This is a genomic window from Shinella sp. G-2 (assembly GCF_050172695.1).
Classification (GTDB): Bacteria; Pseudomonadota; Alphaproteobacteria; order Rhizobiales; family Rhizobiaceae; genus Shinella.
Genome location: NZ_JBBEYH010000012.1, coordinates 93512 through 113033, shown reverse-complemented (window position 1 = coordinate 113033; position 19522 = coordinate 93512). Strand labels below are relative to the sequence as shown.

The window sequence follows — 19522 nt, the reverse complement described above, 5'->3', positions numbered from 1 at the left end:
GAAAACATGAAGTCGTTTTCGAAGAAGGTACTGGCTGGAACCACGGTTGCAGCCGTCGCGCTCGCAGGCTCCATCGGCGTGCTCGCCGCCCAGGAAAAGCCTGTCATCGCCACCGTGGTCAAGATCAGCGGCATTCCGTGGTTCGACCGCATGAACACCGGCGTGGTCGCCTACCAGGAAGCCAATCCCGACGTCGTCGCCAGCCAGAGCGGCCCGGCGACGGCCGACTCGGCCCAGCAGCTCCAGATCGTCAACGACCTCGTCGCCAAGGGCGTCAATGCGCTTGCCGTCGTGCCGATGGACCCGGCCGTGCTCGAAGGCACCTTCCAGCGCGCCATGGAGCGCGGCATCGTGGTCGTCACCCACGAGGCGGACAACCAGATGAACACCAATGCCGACGTCGAAGCCTTCGACAATGCCGATTACGGCGCGGCGCTGAACGAGCGTCTGGCCGAATGCATGGGCAAGGAAGGCAAGTGGACGACCTTCGTCGGTTCGCTCGGCAGCCGCACGCACATGCAGTGGGTCGGCGCGGGCGAGGAGAACGCCAAGAAATATGCCGGCATGGAACTCGTCGATCCGAACAACGAATCCTTCGACGACGCCAACGGCACCTATGAGAAGGCCAAGGAAATCCTGCGCAAGCACCCCGACATCAAGGGCTTCCAGACGTCCGCCGGCAACGACGTTCTCGGCGTCGGCCGCGCCATCGACGAGGCGGGCCTGAGCGGCAAGATCTGCCTCGTCGGCACCGGCCTGCCGAATCCGTCGGCGGACCTCCTCGAATCCGGCGCCATCACGGCGATCGGCTTCTGGGACCCGCAGAAGGCCGGCATGGCGATGAACGCCGTCGCCAAGCTGCTGCTGGAGAAGAAGGAGGTCACCGACGGCATGGATCTCGGCGTCGAGGGCTACAACAAGGTCTCCGTCAAGCAGGGTCCCGGCAAGGGCCTGCTGATCCTCGGCAACGGCATGGTGCTGGCCGACAAGGCGACCTACAAGGAACACCTGTTCTAATCCGGCAAACCGTCAGCCGGCCGGGAGGATTTCCTTCCGGCCGGAACCGTCCGGCGTGGAAACGCGCCGGTCAGCATGAGGACAATTTCCGTGGCGGCACAAGCACATACCGCGCAGCAATCGGCAGCGCTCCTTGAACTCAGGAACATCCAGAAATGGTTCGGCGGCGTCCACGCCCTGCGCGGCATCGACCTGACGCTCCAGCCGGGTGAGGCCTATCATCTCCTGGGAGAAAACGGCTGCGGCAAGAGCACCGTCATCAAGATCATGTCGGGCGCGCATGCGCCGACCTCCGGCGAGATCGTGCTCGATGGCGAGACCTTCGCCTCGCTGACGCCGATCCAGTCGCTCGCCGCCGGGATCGAAACCGTCTATCAGGACCTGTCGCTGCTGCCCAATCTCACGGTCGCCGAAAACGTCGCGCTGAACGAGCAGCTCGTCAAAGCCAACGGCCGGCTTGCGCGCCTCTTCGATCGCAAGCGGCTGCGGGAAACGGCGGAACGGGCGCTGGCCGCCGCGGGTCTGCCGACCGACCGCACCTTCCTCAACACCATCGTTTCCGACCTTCCGCTCGCCTCGCGCCAGCTCGTCGCCATCGCGCGCGCCATCGCCACCCGCGCCAAGCTCGTCATCATGGACGAGCCGACGACCTCGCTGACACGCCGCGAGGTGGACAATCTCATCCGCGTCGTCGAGCGCCTGCGTTCGGAAAACGTCGCCGTGCTCTTCGTCACGCACAAGCTGGACGAATGCTACCGCATCGGCGGCCATGCCGTCGTCTTCCGCGACGGCCAATGCGTGGCGCAGGGGCCCATCGCGAATTACAGCAAGAAGGAGCTGGCCGAGCTGATGACCGGCCGCTCCATCGACGCGCAGCGCTACCGCACGGCCAAGCCGGCCGCCGCCGAGCTCCTCAAGGTGGACCGCCTCGTCGCCGATGGCGTGCGGGACATGAGCTTTTCTCTCCGGAAAGGGGAAATTCTCGGCATCACCGGCCTTGCCGATTCCGGCCGAAACGAACTCGCCATGGCCCTGACGGGCGTTTCGCCCGCCTCGGGCGGCACGCTCACGCTCGACGGCAAGGCCGTCGCCGTGCGGTCTCCCGCCGAGGCCATCGAGCGCGGCATTGGCTACGTGCCGGAGGACCGGCTGGCCGAAGGCCTCTTCCTCGACAAGTCGATCTTCGAGAACGAGATCGCGCTCATCGTCTCGCGGCTCGCCAATTCGCTCGGCGTCGTCGACCGGGAGGAGGGGCGCAAGATCGCCGCCCGTCTTTCGGAGGAGATGCGCCTCAACACGAAGAATCTCGATCTGCCGGTCGGCGCGCTTTCGGGCGGCAACCAGCAGCGCGTGCTGATCGGCCGCTGGCTGAGCATCGCGCCGAAGCTTCTCGTGCTGCACGGGCCGACCGTCGGCGTCGACGTCGGCTCCAAGGACACGATCTACCGCGTCATCCAGGCGCTGGCCGAAGCGGGCATGGGCCTCGTCATCGTCAGCGACGACCTGCCGGAACTGCTGCAGAACGCCGACCGCATCCTCGTCATGAACAGCGGCCGGGTGGTCGCGGAAATGGATGCGGAAACGGCAACCGAAGACCAGCTCTACAAGGCGATGCTGGCGACCACGACGGAGACTGTGCAATGAGCGCTTCACGAACCGATGAACTGCACGGCGCCGCCGGCCCGTCGCGTTCCTTCAGCTTCGGTGCGCTCGTTCGCCGCCGCCCGGAGACCATCACCTTCCTGCTGCTGGTGGCGATCTGCGTCGCCGTGGCCATCGTCAATCCCGCCTTCCTGCAGCCCTCGACATTGATCGACATCGGCCGGGCCAGCGTGGTCATGGGGCTCTTCGCCCTCGGCGTCTTCATCATCCTGGCGGCCGGCGGCATCGACGTGTCCTTCACGGCGATCGCGGCCTTCACCATGTATTCGATGACGGTGCTGGTGCAGAGCTACCTGCCGAACCTGCCCATCGTCGTCGTCATCCTGATGGCGACGTTCGGCGGTGCGGCGCTCGGCATCATCAACGGCCTGCTCGTCCATCACCTGAAGGTGCCGTCGCTGATCGTCACCATCGGCACGCAGTATCTTTTCCGCGGCTTCCTGCTCTCCTTCATCGGCACGGTGTGGATCATGTCGCTGCCGCCGCAGATGGGGGCCTTCGGCCGCATGCCGCTCGTGCAGTTCGAGGCCGCCAACGGCGCGCTGATCACGCTGCCGTTCTATTTCCTCGTCCTGCCGGTCGCGGCCTTCGTGACCTGGTGGATCCTCAACCGGACCCTGATGGGGCGCGCCATCTTCGCCGTCGGCGGCAATGCGGATATCGCCAGTCGCCTCGGCTACAGCCTGCGCACCGTGCATGTCTTCCTGTTCGGCTATGCGGGCGCGCTGGCAGGCCTTGCCGGCATCATCCATGTCTGCGCCAACCGGCAGGCCAATCCCTTCGACCTCGTCGGCACCGAGATCAACGTCATCGCCGCCGTCGTGCTCGGCGGCGCGCGCATCACCGGCGGCACGGGCACGGTGCTCGGCACCATCCTCGGCGTGCTGCTGATCGTCGTGCTCAACAGCGTGCTCGTCATGGTCGGCATTCCCAGCACCTGGCAGCGGCTCGTCGTCGGCAGCTTCATCCTGCTCGCCGCCGCCTTCTTCGTCACGCGCCAGCGCAAGAAATAACCCCCACTTTCGGAGGAAACCAAAATGAAGAAGTTCCTGAACGACCCCGTCAACTTCGTCGACGAGATGCTGGAAGGCATCTACAAGGCCCATCCGGCCGTCACCTATGCCGCCGATGACCTGCGCTGCCTAGTCACTGCGAAGACCAGGCCGGGCAAGGTCGGTATTGCCACCGGCGGCGGTTCCGGACATCTGCCGACCTTCCTCGGCTTCGTCGGCGACGGCATGCTGGACGGTGCGGCGGTCGGCGGAGTCTTCCAGTCGCCCAGCGCCGAGCAGATGTACCAGGTGACCAAGCACATCGACCAGGGCGCGGGCGTTCTCTACATCTACGGCAACTATACCGGCGACATCATCAATTTCGACATGGCGGCGGAACTTGCCGATCTCGACGGCATCGCCGTCAAGCAGGTCGTCGGCAATGACGACGTCGCCTCCTCCATCGTCGGCGAGGAACACAAGCGCCGCGGCGTCGCCGGCATCTTCTTCCTCTACAAGGCGGCTGGCGCTGCTGCTGCCGCAGGTCTGTCGCTCGATGAGGTCACGCGCCTCGCCGACAAGGCGCGCCTTCGCACACGCACCATGGGCGTCGCGCTGTCGAGCTGCGTCGTACCGGAAATCGGCCACGCCACCTTCTCCATCGGCGCGGACGAGATGGAAATCGGCATGGGCATCCACGGCGAGCCCGGCATCAGCCGCAAGAAGCTCGCGCCGGCCGACGCCGTCGTCGACGAAATGATGGAGCGCATCTTCGCCGAGACCGACTACAAGCAGGGCGACACCGTCGCCGTGCTGGTGAACGGCCTCGGCGGCACGCCGCTGGAAGAACTCTATATCCTCTTCCGCCGCGTCTCGCAGCTTCTGGAAGCGCGCGGCGTCACCGCCAGGCATGTCTGGGTCGGCGAATTCGCGACATCGATGGAAATGGCCGGCGCCTCCATCTCGATCCTTCATCTCGACGAGGAACTGGACCGCCTGATCGCCGCCCCGGCCAACACGCCCTTCTTCCAGCACATTGCAGGGTGAGGCCATGACCATGCAGACACTGACCGCCGCCGACCTCATTGACCTCTTCAAGAGCTGGAAGGACCTTTTCGCCGAGCAGCGCGAATTTCTCATCGCGCTCGACGGCAAGGTGGGTGACAGCGACCTCGGCATCACCATGAGCAAGTCCTTCGCCGCTGCCGCAGAGGCGCTGGAGGCCGAAGGCGCGGCGGCGGGCATTGCCAAGCTGCTGCGCACCGCCGGCGCGACCATGGCCCGCACGGCGCCCTCCACCATGGGCACGTTGACGGCGACCGGGTTCCTGCGCGCCAGCAAGGCCGTCGAAGACAAGGACGCGCTCGACACCACCGCCATGGCCGCTTTCTGGCGCGCCTATCGCGACGGCGTCGCCGAGCGCGGCAAGGCGAAGGTCGGCGACAAGACCCTGCTCGACGTGCTCGATCCCATCGCGCTGACACTGGAAGCCGAGGCTTCCGCCGGCGCATCGCTTTCCGATGCACTGAACGTCACGGCGGATGCGGCGGAAGCGGCGCTGGAGGCCACCAAGTCCATGCTCGCGCAGCACGGCAAGGCGGCCGCCTTCCAGGAAAAGACCATAGGCCTGCAGGATGCCGGCGCGACGGTCGGCGCTTTCCTGATCCGCCGCATGGCGGATTTCGCGGCCAGCCGGTAGACCGTCGCCCGTCCAGAAGCGCGGCTTCGGTGCCTTCGCCGATATCGCGGCCGCGGTGGCTGCGCTCAGCGCGATCTCAAGAGCATTTCCGGTGAAATCCGGTTCACCGGAAATGCTCTCGCTTTTTGCTCTACCGCATTATCCGACGCCGAAGCGATCCCGCTTCGGCGTCGGATAATGCTCAAGGATCGACGAACCGGCGGGCGGTGACAGGACCGCAAGGCATGGAAAAACGCGTCCTTGCCTTCAAGAGCCTGAGGCCAGCGTGCGCGCCGCACAACAGTTCTGAGCAATCCACCTTCGCGTCGTTCCAAGCTGTTGATATTGCTCGCTTTGAAAGCAATGCATCATTTGCATAGCTGCACTGCACAATAAATGTTTTCCATCTGATCAAAAAACGACCATAGTGCACACAGCTGATGCACATGGCGGTTTTTTCCTCCCAGTGCCGCCGCACCAGCTGTTCCCCTCTGGAGGTTTTAGACCTTCACACCTTATGGGCCGCGGTTTTCGCCGGCCCATTTTTTTGCCTTCAGGTTTCCTCGTGCGGCTGCCGCCGATGCTCGGCAAGGCGCAAGGTGCCGCTTTCCTCGAGAATGCCGGCAAGGTGGGGCGCCGACCGGCTTTCGTTGCCGGCGGCCTGCCGGATCGAGACTTCTGCGTCCTCCGCAGCAGCAAGAGCATCGACGGCCGCGAGGAAGGCGTTCGTCCGGTGCTGGTCCGCAAGACCGATCTGCGCGCCGTCGATGGCGCGGCCGGCTTCGGCAAGCATCGCGCCTGCTGCCGCCAGCCGGGCAGAGAGGCCTCCGGCGGTACCGGGATGGCAGGCCGGATCGTCCCAAAAGGCGTGAAGCGCGTGGCGCGCGGCGCCGAGCCGGCAGGCGGCTTGCAGCAACAGGTCCAGCGCGCGCGGCACGGCATGCGCACCCGCTTCGCCGATGGGGTGCAGCAGGGCATCGCCATCGACAAGCACATCCTCGAACAGCACCTGGTTTTCGCCGGGGTAACGCAACGCTTCGCCATGGGCGGACAGCAGCAGGCCGGCCGTTTTCATGTCCTGCCGAACGGGCACGAGCAGCCAGTCGGCATGCCGGGCATGGGGCGTCGACAGCGCCGTGCCCGACAGACGCCAGCCAAGGCCGCTCGGCAGGAAGGCCAGAATGTTTGTCTCGCCGGCGAAGGCGCGCGCCAGTCGGGCGCCGGCAAGGATCGCGGAAAAGACGGTGCTGCGCTGGCTGTCGCTGCCCTGGCTGCGGACATGCTCCACGCCGACGAAATGGCCGGCAAGAATGCGCCCGAGCGTTTCGGACTGCCCGGACGCGATGGCACAGACTTCGGCAAGAACGGTGTTGGAGACGTCGATCCCGCCCTGTTCCGTGGGAACGGAAATGCCGAAAAGGCCGGAGCGGGAGAGAAGGTCCAATCGTGTTTCGATGGCGTCTGCCGCCATGGCTGCGGGAAGGGCAAAGACGCCGGCAAGCGAACCGGCCACCGTGACGGCTTCATCCTCGGTCGCGATGAGGGCGGCCGTTCGTGTCGCGCGGCTCTGCGCGGTAGAAAGAGAACCCATGTCGTCTGCTCCTTGTGGAATGCGGTTCCAGGGCGCATAGGCATTGTCGGGCCAGAGAGATCACATTCTATAGAGATTGTATAGATTGCTTGGCAAATCCCGCCGCGGCACGGGTGGGTGCAGCCCGGTTCATTCCCGGCGCTCGTCGGCCATTCTAGAGAAAGGCGCGGCCTGTGAAAAGAAGGATGCGGGAACTGCCGTCGGCCTGGCGGCGTTGAGGCGGCGGAGTGGCTAAAAATAGTCTATAGATTTTATGGATAACTAGGGCTAGGCTGCTCCATCGCATCCTCTCAGGGAGGGACTGGCATGACGATGCATGCGGATGTGGCCGTCATCGGCTCCGGCTTCTCGGCCGTCGCGCTTTCGCTTAACCTCCTCGACCTCATGCCTGCATCGGCGCAGGTGAGCCTTGTGGGGCCTGAGGCCGGGCTTGGAAGAGGCATTGCCTATTCGACCCGAAACGAGGCGCTGCTCCTCAACGTTCCCGCCGGCCGCATGGGGCTTTTCGCCGACCGCCCCGACCATTTCGTGGCATGGCTGAAGGAGAACGACTTTCGCGCCGGGCCCGATGACTTCGTTCCCCGCCGGGTCTATGGCGATTACATCGCCGATTGCCTTCAGGCTGCGCGCCGGCGAACGGGCAACCGCCCGGCGCTGACCGTCGTCGACACGGTCGCCCTCGGTGCAGAGGCCGCGCAGGACGGCGGCTTGCTCTTCCACCTGTCGAATGGCGAGCGCCTGTCGTCGCCTGTCGCGGCCTTGTGCACCGGCGCTGGAACACGGCGGCTTCCACTCGAAACGGTGCCTGACGCGGTCCGCCCCTTCGTTGTCGATGACCCCTGGGCGGATGCCTGGTGGGAGCGTTTGCCGATGGAAGGCGACGTGCTCCTCGTCGGCACCGGTCTGACCATGGTCGACCAGTGTCTCGTTCTGGCGGAGCGGGGCTTCAAGGGAAGGATTCACGCCGTGTCGCGCCACGGCCTCCTGCCGCAGGCGCATCTCGACCGCCGCGCCGACCCGGTGCCGGCCATGCTGGCGCCGGATGGCGGCGAGGTCAGCCAGATGCTTTTCGCGCTGCGCCGCGCCGCCGGGGACGTGCCGGACTGGCGCGCCGTGATGGACGGGCTCCGGCCCGTCACGCAGGTGCTCTGGAAGGCCTGGAGCCCGGAGCGGCGCGCGCGGTTCCTCCGCCATGCCAGCGCTTATTGGAATGTCCATCGCCACCGCATGGCGCCCGCGGTTGCGAAACGGATCGCCGCGCTCCGCGACGGCGGCCGCCTGATCGTCCATCGCGGGCGTCTCGGTGCTCTCAGGCTTGAGGGCGCCGGGCTGGCCGCCGATATCGTCGGCCGGGAGAAGACAAGCGTCGCGGCGGCCATGGTCGTCAACTGCACGGGGTTCGACCGATGTACGGTGGAGGCCTCGCCGCTGCTGTCGAGCCTTGCCGCGCAAGGCGTTCTGTGTGCCGACCCGCGGGGCCTCGGCATTCTGGTGGACGAGGGATCGGCCGTTCCCTCGGGCGCAGATCGGCCCCGGCTCTATGCATTGGGACCGCTGACGGCGGGACGGCATTTCGAGATCACCGCCGTTCCCGACATCCGTCAGCAGGCGCTTTCCGTCGCCAGGGCCATCAGCGCCGCGGTTGCCTGCGGATGAGAAGCGCGCCGTCTGCCGGCATTCTGTCGCAGAAATCCAGATATGCCTTGCAGGCCCTTCTGGTGCTTGCCCGTGCCGGCCCGGGGCAGACCCTGCGGATCGGGGCCATCGCCGAAGGGGAGGCCATCCCCAAGAAGTTCCTCGAACAGATCCTGCTCGACCTGAAGCGCGCCGGCATCGTGGACAGCCGTCGCGGGCAAAAGGGCGGTTATCTGCTGCTGCGGCGCCCGCAGGCGGTTTCATTGGGCGACGTGCTGCGCGCGACGGACGGGACACCGCTGCCAGCCGCCAGCCGTGCCGGCGAGAATGCCGCTTCCCATGCATTGAGCCGGGTTTTCGCGCGCGTTGCCGCCGCGTCGGCGAAAATCCTCGACGGGACGACGCTTGCGGACGTGCTTTCGGAAGCGTCGGGGCAGGGGGATGCGCGTCCGTCGATTATTCTAGTAAAAAGATAGAAATTATCCGGCGGTGCGCTATTCTCCCGCCGGTGTCTTCCTCCATCTTGCAGGAAAGGATGGGCCATGGACCTGGAAGCTGCAAAAGGGGAAGCTGCAAAAGGGGAAGCGGCAAGAGGACCGGCAACCGCGCCGGGATGCACGCTCCCGCCTGTCAGGATTGCGGTCGTCGGTGCGGGTCCTTCCGGCCTTGCCACCGTGATTGCCCTGATGCGGCGGTTCCATCGGCCCTTCGAGGCCTGGATGATCGATGCCGAGGACGCACCCGGCGCCTTCGGCGACGGTCCTGCCGGCCGGGCGCTGACAAGCGAACCCGCCCGCGACCTTTCCCTCCTGCCCGACAGGCCCGACGATTTCACCCGCTGGCTGAAGGACAATTTCCTCTCGGGCGGGACCGTGACGGCCCTGCGCGGCCCGCAGGATCTGCATGCGCCGCGCGCCTTGTTTCGCGATTATGGCATGGCCCGTTTCGGCGAGGCGCTCGCCCTTCGCCGCGACGTGTGCATCCGCACCGTCAGCGCCACCGTCCGTCATATAGGCCTCGATGCCGGCGGGGTGCGCCTTGCCTTCCGCGCAGGGGAAAGCGCGCATTTCGACCATGTCTTCGTCGCCACCGGCTTCGGCTTCGTGCAACGCGAGGCCGCATCCTGGCAGGAGGCGGCGGCGGTGGCGGACCGGCTGTCCCGGCAGGAAAACCCGCCGCCGCTGACCCTTGTCGGCAACGGGCCGCGCCTTGCCGCCATCCTGCTCGATCTCAGGGCGCGCGGCTTTGCGGGCGCCATTCACGTTGCGGCGGCGGCTGGCCGACTGCCGCAACCGCATGGGCGCGGCTTCGGCGGGATGGTCTTCGGCGAACCGCCGACGAGCCGGTCGCTGCGCGACGCCTTCCACTACGTCCGGCAGGAATGTAGCAGCGCGGAGGCGCGGGACGGTGGCCAGTGGCAAACCGTCGTCGATGCCGCCTCCGCAAGGCTTTCCGTGGTCTGGCGCAATCTGCCCCAGGCCGAGCGCAACCAGTATCGCCGCCATCTCCTGCGCCTGCACCGCCATTTCTCCATCCGCATCGCCGGCGACGTCCACCGCCGCCTCGCCGCGGAATTCGAGACCGGCCGCACCCGCTTCATGCCGCCCCGCGATCCGAAGATGGCGGATGGAAATACCATCGACTGCCGGGAAGCCCCCGCCGCGCGTGCGCTTGCCGGTCTGCTCGGCTGCGATGTCGCCACGCTTTCCGTCGACGATTGCGGCCGCCTGCTCGGCCATGGCCGGATCGTCGATGGCCTTTCCGTCGTCGGGGCGGTCGCCTCGGGCCTCCGGCCCGGCCCCTTCACCTTCGCCGAGACGGTGCGTCAGGCCTATCGCAGCGTGCTTTCTGCACCGCTGTCCGGTTCGGCGCGGCTCTCGCGTGGCTGAAAAAAGTTCATCGGGCCGGCGAAAAGAGGTGATTTTTCGCGGATGCATTTTGCGTTTCCGCGTCCCTTTTCGAGATGAACTGTGCGCTTTTTGCCGGGAGGGGCAGTGCGCGCATTGCGCCGATATCCCTCGTTTGGAACCGGTTTTGCGAACTTTCTGGCCATTGTTGACTAAGTCTACTAATTCTCTAGGGTTTTAACCGAGGCAGTGACCAGGAGGTTGGAGATGTCGACAATAGGAAAACGCATCGGGGCTTTGGCCCTCGGTTTGGGGCTGGTGTTCAGCGGGATTTCGGGGGCGATGGCGGAGACGACGCTGCTCAACGTCTCCTACGATCCGACGCGCGAGCTCTACAAGGATTTCAACGAGGCCTTCGCCAAGCACTGGAAGGCGGAGACCGGCGAGGACGTCACCGTGCAGCAGTCGCACGGCGGTTCGGGCAAGCAGGCCCGCGCGGTCATCGACGGCCTGGAAGCCGATGTGGTGACGCTGGCGCTGGAAAGCGACATCAACGCCATCGTCGACAAGACCGGCAAGATTGCCAAGGACTGGCGCCAGCGCCTGCCGAACAATTCCTCGCCCTATACCTCGACCATCGTGTTCCTGGTGCGCAAGGGCAATCCGAAGGGCATCCATAACTGGGGCGACCTCGTGAAGGGCGACGTGCAGATCGTCACCCCGAACCCGAAGACCTCGGGCGGTGCGCGCTGGAACTATCTTGCGGCCTGGGCCTGGGCGAACCAGGAATTCGGCGGCGACCAGGGCAAGATCAAGGCCTACATCGCCGAGCTCTACAAGCGGGCGCCGGTGCTGGATACGGGCGCACGCGGCTCGCTGACCACCTTCGCCCAGCGCCAGATCGGCGACGTTCTGCTCGCCTGGGAGAACGAAGCCTATCTCGCCGGTGCGGAATTCGGTGCCGACGCCTTCGATATCGTGGCTCCGCCGATTTCGATCCTTGCCGAACCGCCGGTCACGATCGTCGACGGCAATGTCGATGCCAAGGGCACGCGCAAGCAGGCGGAAGCCTATCTTAACTACCTCTATTCGGAAGAAGGCCAGAACATCGCGGCCAAGCACTTCTACCGTCCCTCCAAGCGCGAGGTGGTAAAGCCGGAGTTGCTGCAACAGCTTCCCGATATTAAGCTGGTGACGATCGACGACCCGATCTTCGGCGGCTGGGCAAAGGCACAGCCCGAGCATTTCGGTGACGGCGGCGTCTTCGACCAGATCTACAAGCCGGGGAACTGAGCACCTTGACGACCTCTGCTGCCGCTTCGGTGCGGTGGCGACTGAGACAGCCGAGCGTCATTCCGGGTTTCGGACTGACGCTCGGCTTTTCGCTCGCCTACCTCACGCTCATCATCCTCATTCCGCTCGCCGGCCTCGTCTGGCGTTCAGCCTCGCTGTCGGGCGCGGAATTCTTCGCCATCTTCGCCGATCCGCGCACGCTGAATGCGCTGAAAGTGTCCTTCGGCACGGCCTTCATCGCCGCGCTGGTGAATGTCGTCTTCGGCGTCATCGTCGCCTGGGTCATCGTGCGCTACGAGTTTCCCGGCCGCCGCATCGTCGATGCGGTCGTCGACCTGCCCTTCGCCCTGCCGACCGCCGTCGCGGGCATCGCGCTTGCCGCGCTCTATGCGCCGAACGGCTGGGTCGGCCAGGTGCTCGGCCTTGTCGGCATCAAGGCGGCCTTCAATCCCACCGGCATCGTCATCGCCCTCGTCTTCATCGGACTGCCCTTCGTGGTGCGCACGGTGCAGCCTGTCATGGAGGAGATCGACAGGGAGGTGGAGGAGGCGGCCGCAACGCTTGGGGCCAACCGTTTCCAGACCGTCTTCCGCGTGCTGCTGCCGGGTCTTGCCCCGGCGATCCTGACGGGCTTTGCGCTCGCCTTCGCCCGCGGCGTCGGCGAATACGGCTCGGTCATCTTCATCGCCGGCAACATTCCCTACGTCTCGGAAATCGCGCCTCTGCTCATCGTCATCCGCCTGGAGGAGTTCAACTACGGCGCGGCGACGGCCATCGCAACGATCATGCTGGGGCTTTCCTTCGCCATGCTGCTCGTTATCAATCTTATCCAGGCCTGGAGCCGCAGGAGGTACGGTCATGGCGCATAAAGGCCGTCTCCCCTCGCCGACGACGGAAACACCGCTGGCGCGCTTTGTGCTGATGGCGGTCGCCTTCGTCTTCCTCGCGCTGTTCCTGCTCCTGCCGCTTGCGGCCGTCTTCATCGAGGCCTTCCGCAAGGGCGCCGGCGAGTTCTTCATCGCCTTCGGCGATCCCGACACGCTCGCCGCCATCCGCCTGACGCTGCTCGTCGCGGTTATCGCGGTGCCGCTCAATCTTGTCTTCGGCGTGGCGGCGGCCTGGGCCATCGCCAAGTTCGAATTCAAGGGCAAGGCCTTCCTGACGACGCTGATCGACCTGCCGTTCTCGGTCTCGCCGGTCATTTCCGGCCTCGTCTATGTCCTGCTCTTCGGGGCCGGCAGCGCGCTCGGACCCTGGTTGAAGAGCCATGGCGTTGAAATCCTCTTCGCCGTGCCGGGCATCGTGCTCGCCACGGTCTTCGTTACCTTTCCCTTCGTCGCGCGCGAACTGATCCCGCTGATGCAGGAACAGGGCACGGGCGACGAGGAGGCGGCGCTGTCGCTCGGCGCGTCGGGCTGGCAGACCTTCTGGTATGTAACGCTGCCCAACATCAAATGGGGCCTGCTCTACGGCGTGCTGCTCTGCAACGCGCGCGCCATGGGCGAGTTCGGCGCGGTGTCGGTGGTCTCGGGCCATATTCGCGGCCTCACCAACACCATGCCGCTGCATGTCGAGATCCTCTACAACGAGTACAATTTCGTCGGCGCCTTCGCGGTGGCCTCGCTGCTCGCGGCCCTCGCTCTCGTCACGCTCGTCGTCAAGACGGTCCTCGAACTTCACTACGGCGCGGAAATCGCTGCCGGCCGCAAGCATTGAAAGGCACGCCCTCCATGGACGTCAGTGTTCAGAACATCCGCAAGGAATTCGATCGATACCCGGCGCTCAACGATGTCTCGCTCGAAATCCGCTCCGGCGAACTGATCGCCCTGCTCGGCCCGTCAGGCTCCGGCAAGACGACGCTGCTGCGTCTCATCGCCGGCCTCGAAACGCCGACGCTCGGCAGCATCTATTTCGGCGCCGAGGATGCGTCGCACAAGACGGTGCAGGAACGTCATGTCGGCTTCGTCTTCCAGCATTACGCGCTCTTCCGGCACATGACGGTCGCCGACAACATCGCCTTCGGCCTGACGGTGCGTCCGCGCGGCGAGCGGCCGGAGAAGGCGGAAATCCGCCGCCGGGTCGGCGAACTGCTGGAAATGGTGCAGCTTTCGGGCCTCGAGAAGCGCTATCCGAACCAGCTTTCGGGCGGCCAGCGCCAGCGCGTGGCGCTCGCCCGCGCCATGGCCATCGAGCCGAAGGTGCTCTTGCTCGACGAACCCTTCGGCGCGCTCGACGCGAAGGTCCGCAAGGAACTGCGTCGCTGGCTGCGCGAATTCCACGACCGCACGGGGCACACCACCGTCTTCGTCACGCATGACCAGGAAGAGGCGCTCGAGCTTGCCGACCGTGTGGTGGTGATGAGCCAGGGCAAGATCGAACAGGTGGGCTCGTCCGACGACGTCTATGACCGGCCGAACTCGCCCTTCGTCTTCTCCTTCATCGGCGACAGCGCCAGCCTGCCCGTCACCGTCGCGGACAACGCCGTCCGCTTCCAGGACCGGCCGATAGGCATTGCGCCGCGTCCGGGTGAAAGCGCCGGTACGCTGTTCTTCCGCCCGCAGGATGTCGTGCTGGTCGAGGACCCGGCCGCGCCCGCCCTCGAAGGCCGCGTGGCGACATCCCGGCGCCTCGCCGGCACGCGCATCGCGGATATCGATATCGGCAAGGCCGGCGAGCCGCACCATGTCGAGATCGAAATCCCGCTCGATGCGCAGGCCGCCAATGGCGCGAGCCTGCGCTTCCGGCCGACGCGGTGGAAACTCTTTTCCGCCTGAGCCTGATGATTGAGCCTCAGGACTGAGCCATCAGGATCAAGCCTTGGGACTGGGCCTCAGGCGAGACCTTCGGCGACCGCATAGGCGGAGAGGACATCCTTGATGTTGCGGTCGTCCTCGCGCGGCAGCAGCGCGCGGGTGGTGATGGAATCGAGGTGATGTGTCATCAGCTTGGTCGCCGCGTCGCTCTTGCCGGCGATCAGGTGATCGAGAATGTCCTGATGTTCGGAAACCGCGCAGTCCGACGAATGCGGACGGCCGTAGAGCGCGAGGATGAGCGAACTGCGCGCCACCGTCTCGTTGACGTAGCGGATAAGGCTGGCATTGTTCGTCATCTGCGCGAGCAGCGTATGGAACTCGCCGGCGAGGCGGATCGACAGCGCATGCTCGGGCTTTGCCGCGTCTTCGGCGGCGATATGGGCCGAAAGCGTGTCGATCTGTTCCTTCGTCAGCTTGCCCGAAAGGGTCTCCACGACGAGGCGTTCCAGCGCCATGCGCGTGAGGAAGAGATTGCGCCCCTCCTCGAGCGTCGGCCGCGCCACCGTCGCGCCCTTGTTGGGGCGCAGGTCCACAAGGCCTTCCTCGCTGAGACGCACCAGAGCCTCGCGCACGAGGGTGCGGCTGACGCCGAGGCGTTCGCCGATCGAATCTTCCGGCAGCTTCGCGCCGGGCGACAGGGCCTGGTCAAGGATCGCGCGTTTCAGTGCGCGATGCACGGCATGCGAGCGGCCGCGGCCCGAATCGGCTACTTTCTGTGTCATCCGGTTCTCTCCCGTTCCGCAAAATGATCCCGCAAATTGCATGCAAAGGGTGAGTCTGTCCACTGCTTCGCAGGCAATGACGCCCCGTCGGCCGGAACGCGCATGCCATTCGCGGCATTGGCGCCCCGGCCTTGGGGAGAAAGTATACGATCTTGCGGGAAGAATGCGTACTGAGTGTTATCGTTCCATCCGTTTGAAGATGCATTCCAGCTTGCTCGGCGGCGGCGGCGCATAGCCGCCGAGGCGGGACGTGCGCATGTTGAGGCCGGCCATCGCCTCCGCCAGCTTCACGGCGCAGGACACGCCGTCGAGCACGGGCAGACCGTGTTCTTCCGCGAGGTCATGGGCAAGACCGGCCATGCCGGCACAGCCGAGCACGATGGCCTCGGCACGATCCTCGGCAACTGCGACGCCGATTTCCGCGCTGATCTTCTGGCGGGCATTGGAACCGGGCTGTTCCAGTTCCAGCACCGCCACTTCGGAGGAGCGTACCCGGGCGCAACGGGCGTCAAGGCCGTAGCGGGAAAGGTTGTGCTCGAGCGCCGGCACGGAGCGGGCCAGCGTGGTCACCACGGAGAACTTGTTCGAGATCATCGAGGCGAAGTGATAGGCGGCCTCGCCGATGCCGATGACAGGGCGATCGGTCAGGCAGCGTGCGGCGTCGAGGCCGGTGTCGTCGAAACAGGCGATGACGACGGCGTCGCAGTCCGGGTTGCGGCGAATGGTGTCGAGCAGGCCGGCCAAGCTCATCGCCTCGTCGAAATAGCCCTCGATGGAAACCGGACCGTGCTCCGGGTTGACGGCGGTGATTTCCGTGCCGGCAGAGGCGGCGGCGCGCGCCGCCTTGCCGATATGCTCCGTCATCGTCGCAGTCGTGTTGGGGTTGATGACGAGTATTTTCATGTCAGAGTTCGCCTCCGAGATATGCTGCCTTGATGCGGTCGTCGTTCATCAGTTCCTTGGAATTGCCTGACAGGGCGATCGACCCGGTGGAAAGCGCGTAAGCGCGGTTGGAGATGGAAAGCGCCATACGGCTGTTTTGCTCGACGAGGAGGATGGAGACATTCTCGTCGCGGCTGATGGCCACGATGGCGCGGGCGATGTCCTGCACGATCTTCGGCGCGATGCCGAGAGAGGGCTCGTCCAGGAGAAGCAGTTTGGGACGCGCCATCAGTGCGCGGCCGATCACCATCATCTGCTGCTCGCCGCCCGACATGGTGTTGGCCTGCTGATGGTAGCGTTCTCGCAGGCGCGGAAAACGCGTCAGGATGTTTTCCAGCGTCTGCTCGATTTCCGCCTTGTCCGTGCGGGTGAAGGCGCCCATCAGCAGGTTGTCCTTGACCGACATCAGCGGGAAGGCGCGGCGGCCCTCCGGCACCATCGAGATGCCCCGGCGGACGATCTCGGCGGCCGGCGTGCCGTTGAGCTTCTGCCCCTGATAGGTGATCTGCCCGGACTTGATCGGCCGGAGGCCGGTGATCGCGCGCAGGATCGAGGATTTGCCCGCACCGTTCGCGCCGATCAGCGCGACGGTTTCGCCTTCGTCCACATCGATCGAGACGCCCTTCAGCGCATAGATGTGGTCGTAATAGAGTTCGACATTCTCAACGCTCAAAATCTTGGTCATGGCTTACATCCCGATCGCCGCATCTTCGGAGCCGAGATAGGCTTCGATCACCTTCTCGTTCTCCCGGATTTCCTGGGGCGTGCCCTCGGCGATCTTCTCGCCGAAATTGATGCACACGATCCGGTCGCTGATCTTCATCACCGCGGGCATGTCGTGCTCGACCAGGAGGACGGTGACGCCGCGCTCGTCGCGAAGACGCCGCACGAGGCCGACCATCTTCATGGTCTCGTCGTGGTTCATGCCGGCGAAGGGCTCGTCCAGCAGGATGACCTTCGGGTCGGTGGCAAGGCCGATCGCCATGCCGAGGGCGCGAAGATGACCCTGCGGCAGGTTGGAGGCGAGTTCGTTGCGGATCGCCTGCAGGCCGAGGAAGTCGACGATGTCGTCGGCGGAGGCCGCGAAGGCCGCCTCGTCTTCCTTCGCCTGCTTGGTGCCGAGGAAGAAGCCGAAGAGGTTCGCCCGGGAGCGCAGGTGATGGGAGACGATGATGTTTTCGCGCACCGTCATGGAGCGGAAGATCGTCGTTTCCTGGAAGGTGCGCACGACACCCATGCGCGCCACCTTGTGCGGGGCGAGGCTGGAGATGCGCGTGCCGTTGAAGAGCACTTCACCCGTCGTTGCCGGCACGAAGGAGGAGATCAGCTTGAACAGCGTGGACTTGCCGGCGCCGTTCGGACCGATCACCGAGAGGATCTCGCCGGCCTTCACGTCGAAGGACACGTCGTTCACCGCCGTCAGGCCGCCGTAACGCTTGGTGATGTTCTTGATCTGCAGGATGGGGGTCATTTGCCGCCCTCCTTCTTGTCGAGAAGGCTGAGGACACCGTTCGGCAGGACCAGCATGAGCAGGATCATGACGCCGGAATAGATGAGGAGCTGGTATTCCCTGGCGATGGAGAGCAGGTCCCAGCCGAAATAGAGCAGGAACGTGCCGAGCATCGGGCCGAAGACGTAACCGAGGCCGCCGAGGAAGCAGTACAGCATGAAGTTCACGCTGTCGGCGACGACGAAGGACGACGGATAGATCGACTGGGCGATGGAGGCGAACATGGCGCCCGCGATGCCGCCGAAGAAGGAGGAGATCGCATAGGCGAGCAGGCGGAGATAGGCCGTGTTGACGCCGATGGAGGCCGAAAGCTCCTCGTTCTGCTGCAGGCTGCGGCACAGATGACCGAGCCGCGAGTTCACGATGCGCCAGAGAACCAGGTAGGTGACGACCATCAGCGCGACGGCCATCATGTAGAAGCCGATGCGCGGATTGGCGAGCGAACCGAAGGCCGGAATGATCGTCAGGCCGAAGATCGAAAGTTCACCGGGCAGGGGGATCGAGGTGATGCCCTTGGCGCCATTGGTGATGGGCAGGGCGAGGGCGGACAGGCGCGCCACCTCCGTCAGCACCAGCGTGACCATGGCGAAATAGACACCGCGCAGGCGCAGGATCGGGAAGCCGATCAGCGCCGAGATGAGGGCGCAGAACAGGCCGGCCAGCGGCAGCGTCAGCCAGAAGGAGACGCCGGCCTGCGTGACGAGGATCGCCGAGACATAGCCGCCGACCAGCGCATAGGCGCCCTGGCCGATGTTGATGCGGCCGATATAGAAGGTGAGCCAGACGCCGGCGGCGCCGACCGAGAGGAGGGCGACGGAGGTCAGAGTGTAGAAGAAGTCCACGCGGCCGGTGGCGCCGATGAACAGCGGCACGAGCACGAAGACGGCGAGAAGGAAGGCGGCGAAGCCGAGAAGTTTTTTCGCGTTCATGATCTCAACCCCACGGCTTGCCCATCAGCCCCTGCGGGCGGACGGCCAGGAACACCATCAGCGTGGCGAAGATGACGAGATAGGTGATGTCGCCATAGGCCGAGAGCACGGTGAGGCCGACGCTCTCCATCATGCCGAGGATGAAACCGCCGGCAATCGCGCCCGAAATGACGCCCGCGCCGCCGATCATGATCATCAGGAAGGCCTTGACCGAGGTCGGGCCGCCCATGCCGAGATTGACGCCGGTGATGGTGACGAGCAGGCCGCCGACGAGGCCGGCGAGCATGGCGCCGAGCGCAAAGCCCAGCATGGAATAACGCGAGACGTCGACGCCCATCAGCTGGGCGGCCATACGATCCTGCGCGAGCGCCCGCATGGCGCGGCCGGCGCGGGAATAGTTCATGAAGCCGATGAAGGCCACGATCAGCAGAATGGCGAGAACGCCGATCAGGATGCGGTCATAGGGCATGATGATGCGCATGTCCCAGTTGAACACGCCGTTGACGATCTTCGGCACGCCGCGCTGCTTCTCGCCGAAGAAGAGCAGGATGACGGCATCGAGAAAGAAGGCGACGCCGGCGGCGAGCAGCATGGTCGATTCATCGCGCTTCGACCGGCGCACGACCGGCGCGAAGAGGAACTTCTCGATCGCCGCGCCCATGATCGCAAGGATCACGGCGGATGCGGCGAGGCCGACGATGAAGGGAAGGCCGAACTGGACGACGACCGTGTATGTGACGAAGCCGCCGAAGACGTACATCTGCCCGTGGGCGAAGTTCAGCACGTTCATCAGCGAGAAGATCAGCGTGAGCCCGAGGGCGATCAACGCATATTGCGCACCAAGGTAGAGACCGTTGGCAATTATCTGTTCCATCGTGAGCCTCCAATGGA

19 protein-coding genes are annotated in these 19522 nt (G+C 65.2%); 12 read left to right on the top strand and 7 right to left on the bottom strand.

Annotation, left to right across the window (positions count from 1 at the left end):
• The first annotated feature begins 6 nt into the window (after window positions 1-6).
• From V8U06_RS18400 to V8U06_RS18380, 5 genes are all read left to right on the top strand, one after another.
• Window positions 7-1017 carry a substrate-binding domain-containing protein gene (locus V8U06_RS18400; protein WP_226917691.1) on the top strand — a complete coding sequence of 337 codons (1011 nt, stop codon included), beginning with the start codon at window positions 7-9 and terminating at the stop codon, window positions 1015-1017.
• Window positions 1018-1092: 75 nt separating this feature from the next.
• Window positions 1093-2661 (top strand): sugar ABC transporter ATP-binding protein, encoded by a 1569-nt coding sequence (locus V8U06_RS18395; RefSeq protein ID WP_427141901.1) that lies wholly within the window; start codon window positions 1093-1095, stop codon window positions 2659-2661.
• Window positions 2658-3692: an ABC transporter permease gene (locus tag V8U06_RS18390; RefSeq protein WP_226917693.1), complete on the top strand. Its 1035-nt coding sequence runs from the start codon at window positions 2658-2660 to the stop codon at window positions 3690-3692. The genes V8U06_RS18395 and V8U06_RS18390 overlap by 4 nt, the downstream gene beginning before the upstream one ends.
• 24 nt (window positions 3693-3716) lie before the next feature.
• Complete coding sequence (locus tag V8U06_RS18385; protein ID WP_427141900.1) at window positions 3717-4718, top strand: dihydroxyacetone kinase subunit DhaK; 1002 nt, start codon at window positions 3717-3719, stop codon at window positions 4716-4718.
• 4 nt (window positions 4719-4722) lie between these two features.
• Window positions 4723-5370 (top strand): dihydroxyacetone kinase family protein, encoded by a 648-nt coding sequence (locus V8U06_RS18380; protein ID WP_427141899.1) that lies wholly within the window; start codon window positions 4723-4725, stop codon window positions 5368-5370.
• A gap of 532 nt (window positions 5371-5902) precedes the next feature.
• On the opposite strand, the gene V8U06_RS18375 is transcribed toward V8U06_RS18380, so the two are convergent.
• On the bottom strand, window positions 5903-6940 hold the full coding sequence (locus tag V8U06_RS18375) for a hypothetical protein (protein ID WP_427141898.1): 1038 nt from the start codon (window positions 6938-6940) through the stop codon (window positions 5903-5905).
• Window positions 6941-7246: 306 nt separating this feature from the next.
• Here V8U06_RS18375 and V8U06_RS18370 point away from each other — a divergent pair, with 306 nt between their 5' ends.
• The 7 genes from V8U06_RS18370 to V8U06_RS18340 all read left to right on the top strand — a co-directional run bounded on the left by V8U06_RS18370 (window position 7247) and on the right by V8U06_RS18340 (window position 14489).
• Window positions 7247-8596: an FAD/NAD(P)-binding protein gene (locus V8U06_RS18370; RefSeq protein WP_427141897.1), complete on the top strand. Its 1350-nt coding sequence runs from the start codon at window positions 7247-7249 to the stop codon at window positions 8594-8596.
• A complete protein-coding gene (locus V8U06_RS18365) occupies window positions 8593-9051 on the top strand; it encodes an RrF2 family transcriptional regulator (protein WP_427141896.1) in 459 nt (152 codons plus the stop codon). Before V8U06_RS18370 ends, V8U06_RS18365 begins: the two co-directional genes overlap by 4 nt.
• A gap of 66 nt (window positions 9052-9117) precedes the next feature.
• The gene (locus V8U06_RS18360; RefSeq protein WP_427141895.1) at window positions 9118-10464 is read left to right on the top strand and encodes an FAD/NAD(P)-binding protein; all 1347 of its coding nucleotides are present in this window, start codon (window positions 9118-9120) and stop codon (window positions 10462-10464) included.
• A 225-nt stretch (window positions 10465-10689) separates the two neighbouring features.
• Window positions 10690-11715 (top strand): sulfate ABC transporter substrate-binding protein, encoded by a 1026-nt coding sequence (locus V8U06_RS18355; protein ID WP_427141894.1) that lies wholly within the window; start codon window positions 10690-10692, stop codon window positions 11713-11715.
• A 5-nt stretch (window positions 11716-11720) separates the two neighbouring features.
• Entirely contained in the window at window positions 11721-12584 is an 864-nt protein-coding gene (gene cysT, locus V8U06_RS18350) for a sulfate ABC transporter permease subunit CysT (RefSeq protein ID WP_427141893.1), read from the top strand.
• A complete protein-coding gene (gene cysW / locus V8U06_RS18345; protein ID WP_427141892.1) occupies window positions 12574-13431 on the top strand; it encodes a sulfate ABC transporter permease subunit CysW in 858 nt (285 codons plus the stop codon). The genes cysT and cysW overlap by 11 nt, the downstream gene beginning before the upstream one ends.
• Window positions 13432-13445: 14 nt before the next feature.
• Window positions 13446-14489 (top strand): sulfate/molybdate ABC transporter ATP-binding protein, encoded by a 1044-nt coding sequence (locus V8U06_RS18340; protein WP_427141891.1) that lies wholly within the window; start codon window positions 13446-13448, stop codon window positions 14487-14489.
• A 56-nt stretch (window positions 14490-14545) separates the two neighbouring features.
• Here the strand turns inward: V8U06_RS18340 and V8U06_RS18335 are convergent, their stop codons facing one another.
• The 6 genes from V8U06_RS18335 to V8U06_RS18310 form a co-directional block, all read right to left on the bottom strand.
• On the bottom strand, window positions 14546-15250 hold the full coding sequence (locus V8U06_RS18335; RefSeq protein ID WP_226917704.1) for a GntR family transcriptional regulator: 705 nt from the start codon (window positions 15248-15250) through the stop codon (window positions 14546-14548).
• Window positions 15251-15427: 177 nt separating this feature from the next.
• Window positions 15428-16153 carry an aspartate/glutamate racemase family protein gene (locus V8U06_RS18330; protein WP_427141890.1) on the bottom strand — a complete coding sequence of 242 codons (726 nt, stop codon included), beginning with the start codon at window positions 16151-16153 and terminating at the stop codon, window positions 15428-15430.
• Between the two features lies 1 nt (window position 16154).
• Window positions 16155-16877 carry an ABC transporter ATP-binding protein gene (locus V8U06_RS18325; RefSeq protein ID WP_427141889.1) on the bottom strand — a complete coding sequence of 241 codons (723 nt, stop codon included), beginning with the start codon at window positions 16875-16877 and terminating at the stop codon, window positions 16155-16157.
• 3 nt (window positions 16878-16880) lie between these two features.
• Window positions 16881-17663: an ABC transporter ATP-binding protein gene (locus V8U06_RS18320; RefSeq protein WP_226917707.1), complete on the bottom strand. Its 783-nt coding sequence runs from the start codon at window positions 17661-17663 to the stop codon at window positions 16881-16883.
• Window positions 17660-18631 (bottom strand): branched-chain amino acid ABC transporter permease, encoded by a 972-nt coding sequence (locus V8U06_RS18315; RefSeq protein WP_427141888.1) that lies wholly within the window; start codon window positions 18629-18631, stop codon window positions 17660-17662. Before V8U06_RS18315 ends, V8U06_RS18320 begins: the two co-directional genes overlap by 4 nt.
• Before the next feature lie 4 nt (window positions 18632-18635).
• Window positions 18636-19505, bottom strand: a complete 870-nt coding sequence (locus tag V8U06_RS18310) for a branched-chain amino acid ABC transporter permease (RefSeq protein ID WP_427141887.1) — start codon at window positions 19503-19505, stop codon at window positions 18636-18638.
• Window positions 19506-19522 lie beyond the last annotated feature (17 nt).

Coding starts and splice junctions, on each gene's coding strand:
- V8U06_RS18320 (WP_226917707.1), bottom strand. CDS start 17,663: ATGACCCCCATCCTGCAGATCAAGAACATCACCAAGCGTTACGGCGGC.
- V8U06_RS18340 (WP_427141891.1), top strand. CDS start 13,446: ATGGACGTCAGTGTTCAGAACATCCGCAAGGAATTCGATCGATACCCG.
- V8U06_RS18370 (WP_427141897.1), top strand. CDS start 7,247: ATGACGATGCATGCGGATGTGGCCGTCATCGGCTCCGGCTTCTCGGCC.
- V8U06_RS18380 (WP_427141899.1), top strand. CDS start 4,723: ATGACCATGCAGACACTGACCGCCGCCGACCTCATTGACCTCTTCAAG.
- V8U06_RS18360 (WP_427141895.1), top strand. CDS start 9,118: ATGGACCTGGAAGCTGCAAAAGGGGAAGCTGCAAAAGGGGAAGCGGCA.
- V8U06_RS18385 (WP_427141900.1), top strand. CDS start 3,717: ATGAAGAAGTTCCTGAACGACCCCGTCAACTTCGTCGACGAGATGCTG.
- V8U06_RS18330 (WP_427141890.1), bottom strand. CDS start 16,153: ATGAAAATACTCGTCATCAACCCCAACACGACTGCGACGATGACGGAG.
- V8U06_RS18400 (WP_226917691.1), top strand. CDS start 7: ATGAAGTCGTTTTCGAAGAAGGTACTGGCTGGAACCACGGTTGCAGCC.
- V8U06_RS18315 (WP_427141888.1), bottom strand. CDS start 18,631: ATGAACGCGAAAAAACTTCTCGGCTTCGCCGCCTTCCTTCTCGCCGTC.
- V8U06_RS18390 (WP_226917693.1), top strand. CDS start 2,658: ATGAGCGCTTCACGAACCGATGAACTGCACGGCGCCGCCGGCCCGTCG.
- V8U06_RS18365 (WP_427141896.1), top strand. CDS start 8,593: ATGAGAAGCGCGCCGTCTGCCGGCATTCTGTCGCAGAAATCCAGATAT.
- V8U06_RS18310 (WP_427141887.1), bottom strand. CDS start 19,505: ATGGAACAGATAATTGCCAACGGTCTCTACCTTGGTGCGCAATATGCG.
- V8U06_RS18325 (WP_427141889.1), bottom strand. CDS start 16,877: ATGACCAAGATTTTGAGCGTTGAGAATGTCGAACTCTATTACGACCAC.
- V8U06_RS18335 (WP_226917704.1), bottom strand. CDS start 15,250: ATGACACAGAAAGTAGCCGATTCGGGCCGCGGCCGCTCGCATGCCGTG.
- V8U06_RS18355 (WP_427141894.1), top strand. CDS start 10,690: ATGTCGACAATAGGAAAACGCATCGGGGCTTTGGCCCTCGGTTTGGGG.
- cysW (WP_427141892.1), top strand. CDS start 12,574: ATGGCGCATAAAGGCCGTCTCCCCTCGCCGACGACGGAAACACCGCTG.
- V8U06_RS18395 (WP_427141901.1), top strand. CDS start 1,093: ATGAGGACAATTTCCGTGGCGGCACAAGCACATACCGCGCAGCAATCG.
- V8U06_RS18375 (WP_427141898.1), bottom strand. CDS start 6,940: ATGGGTTCTCTTTCTACCGCGCAGAGCCGCGCGACACGAACGGCCGCC.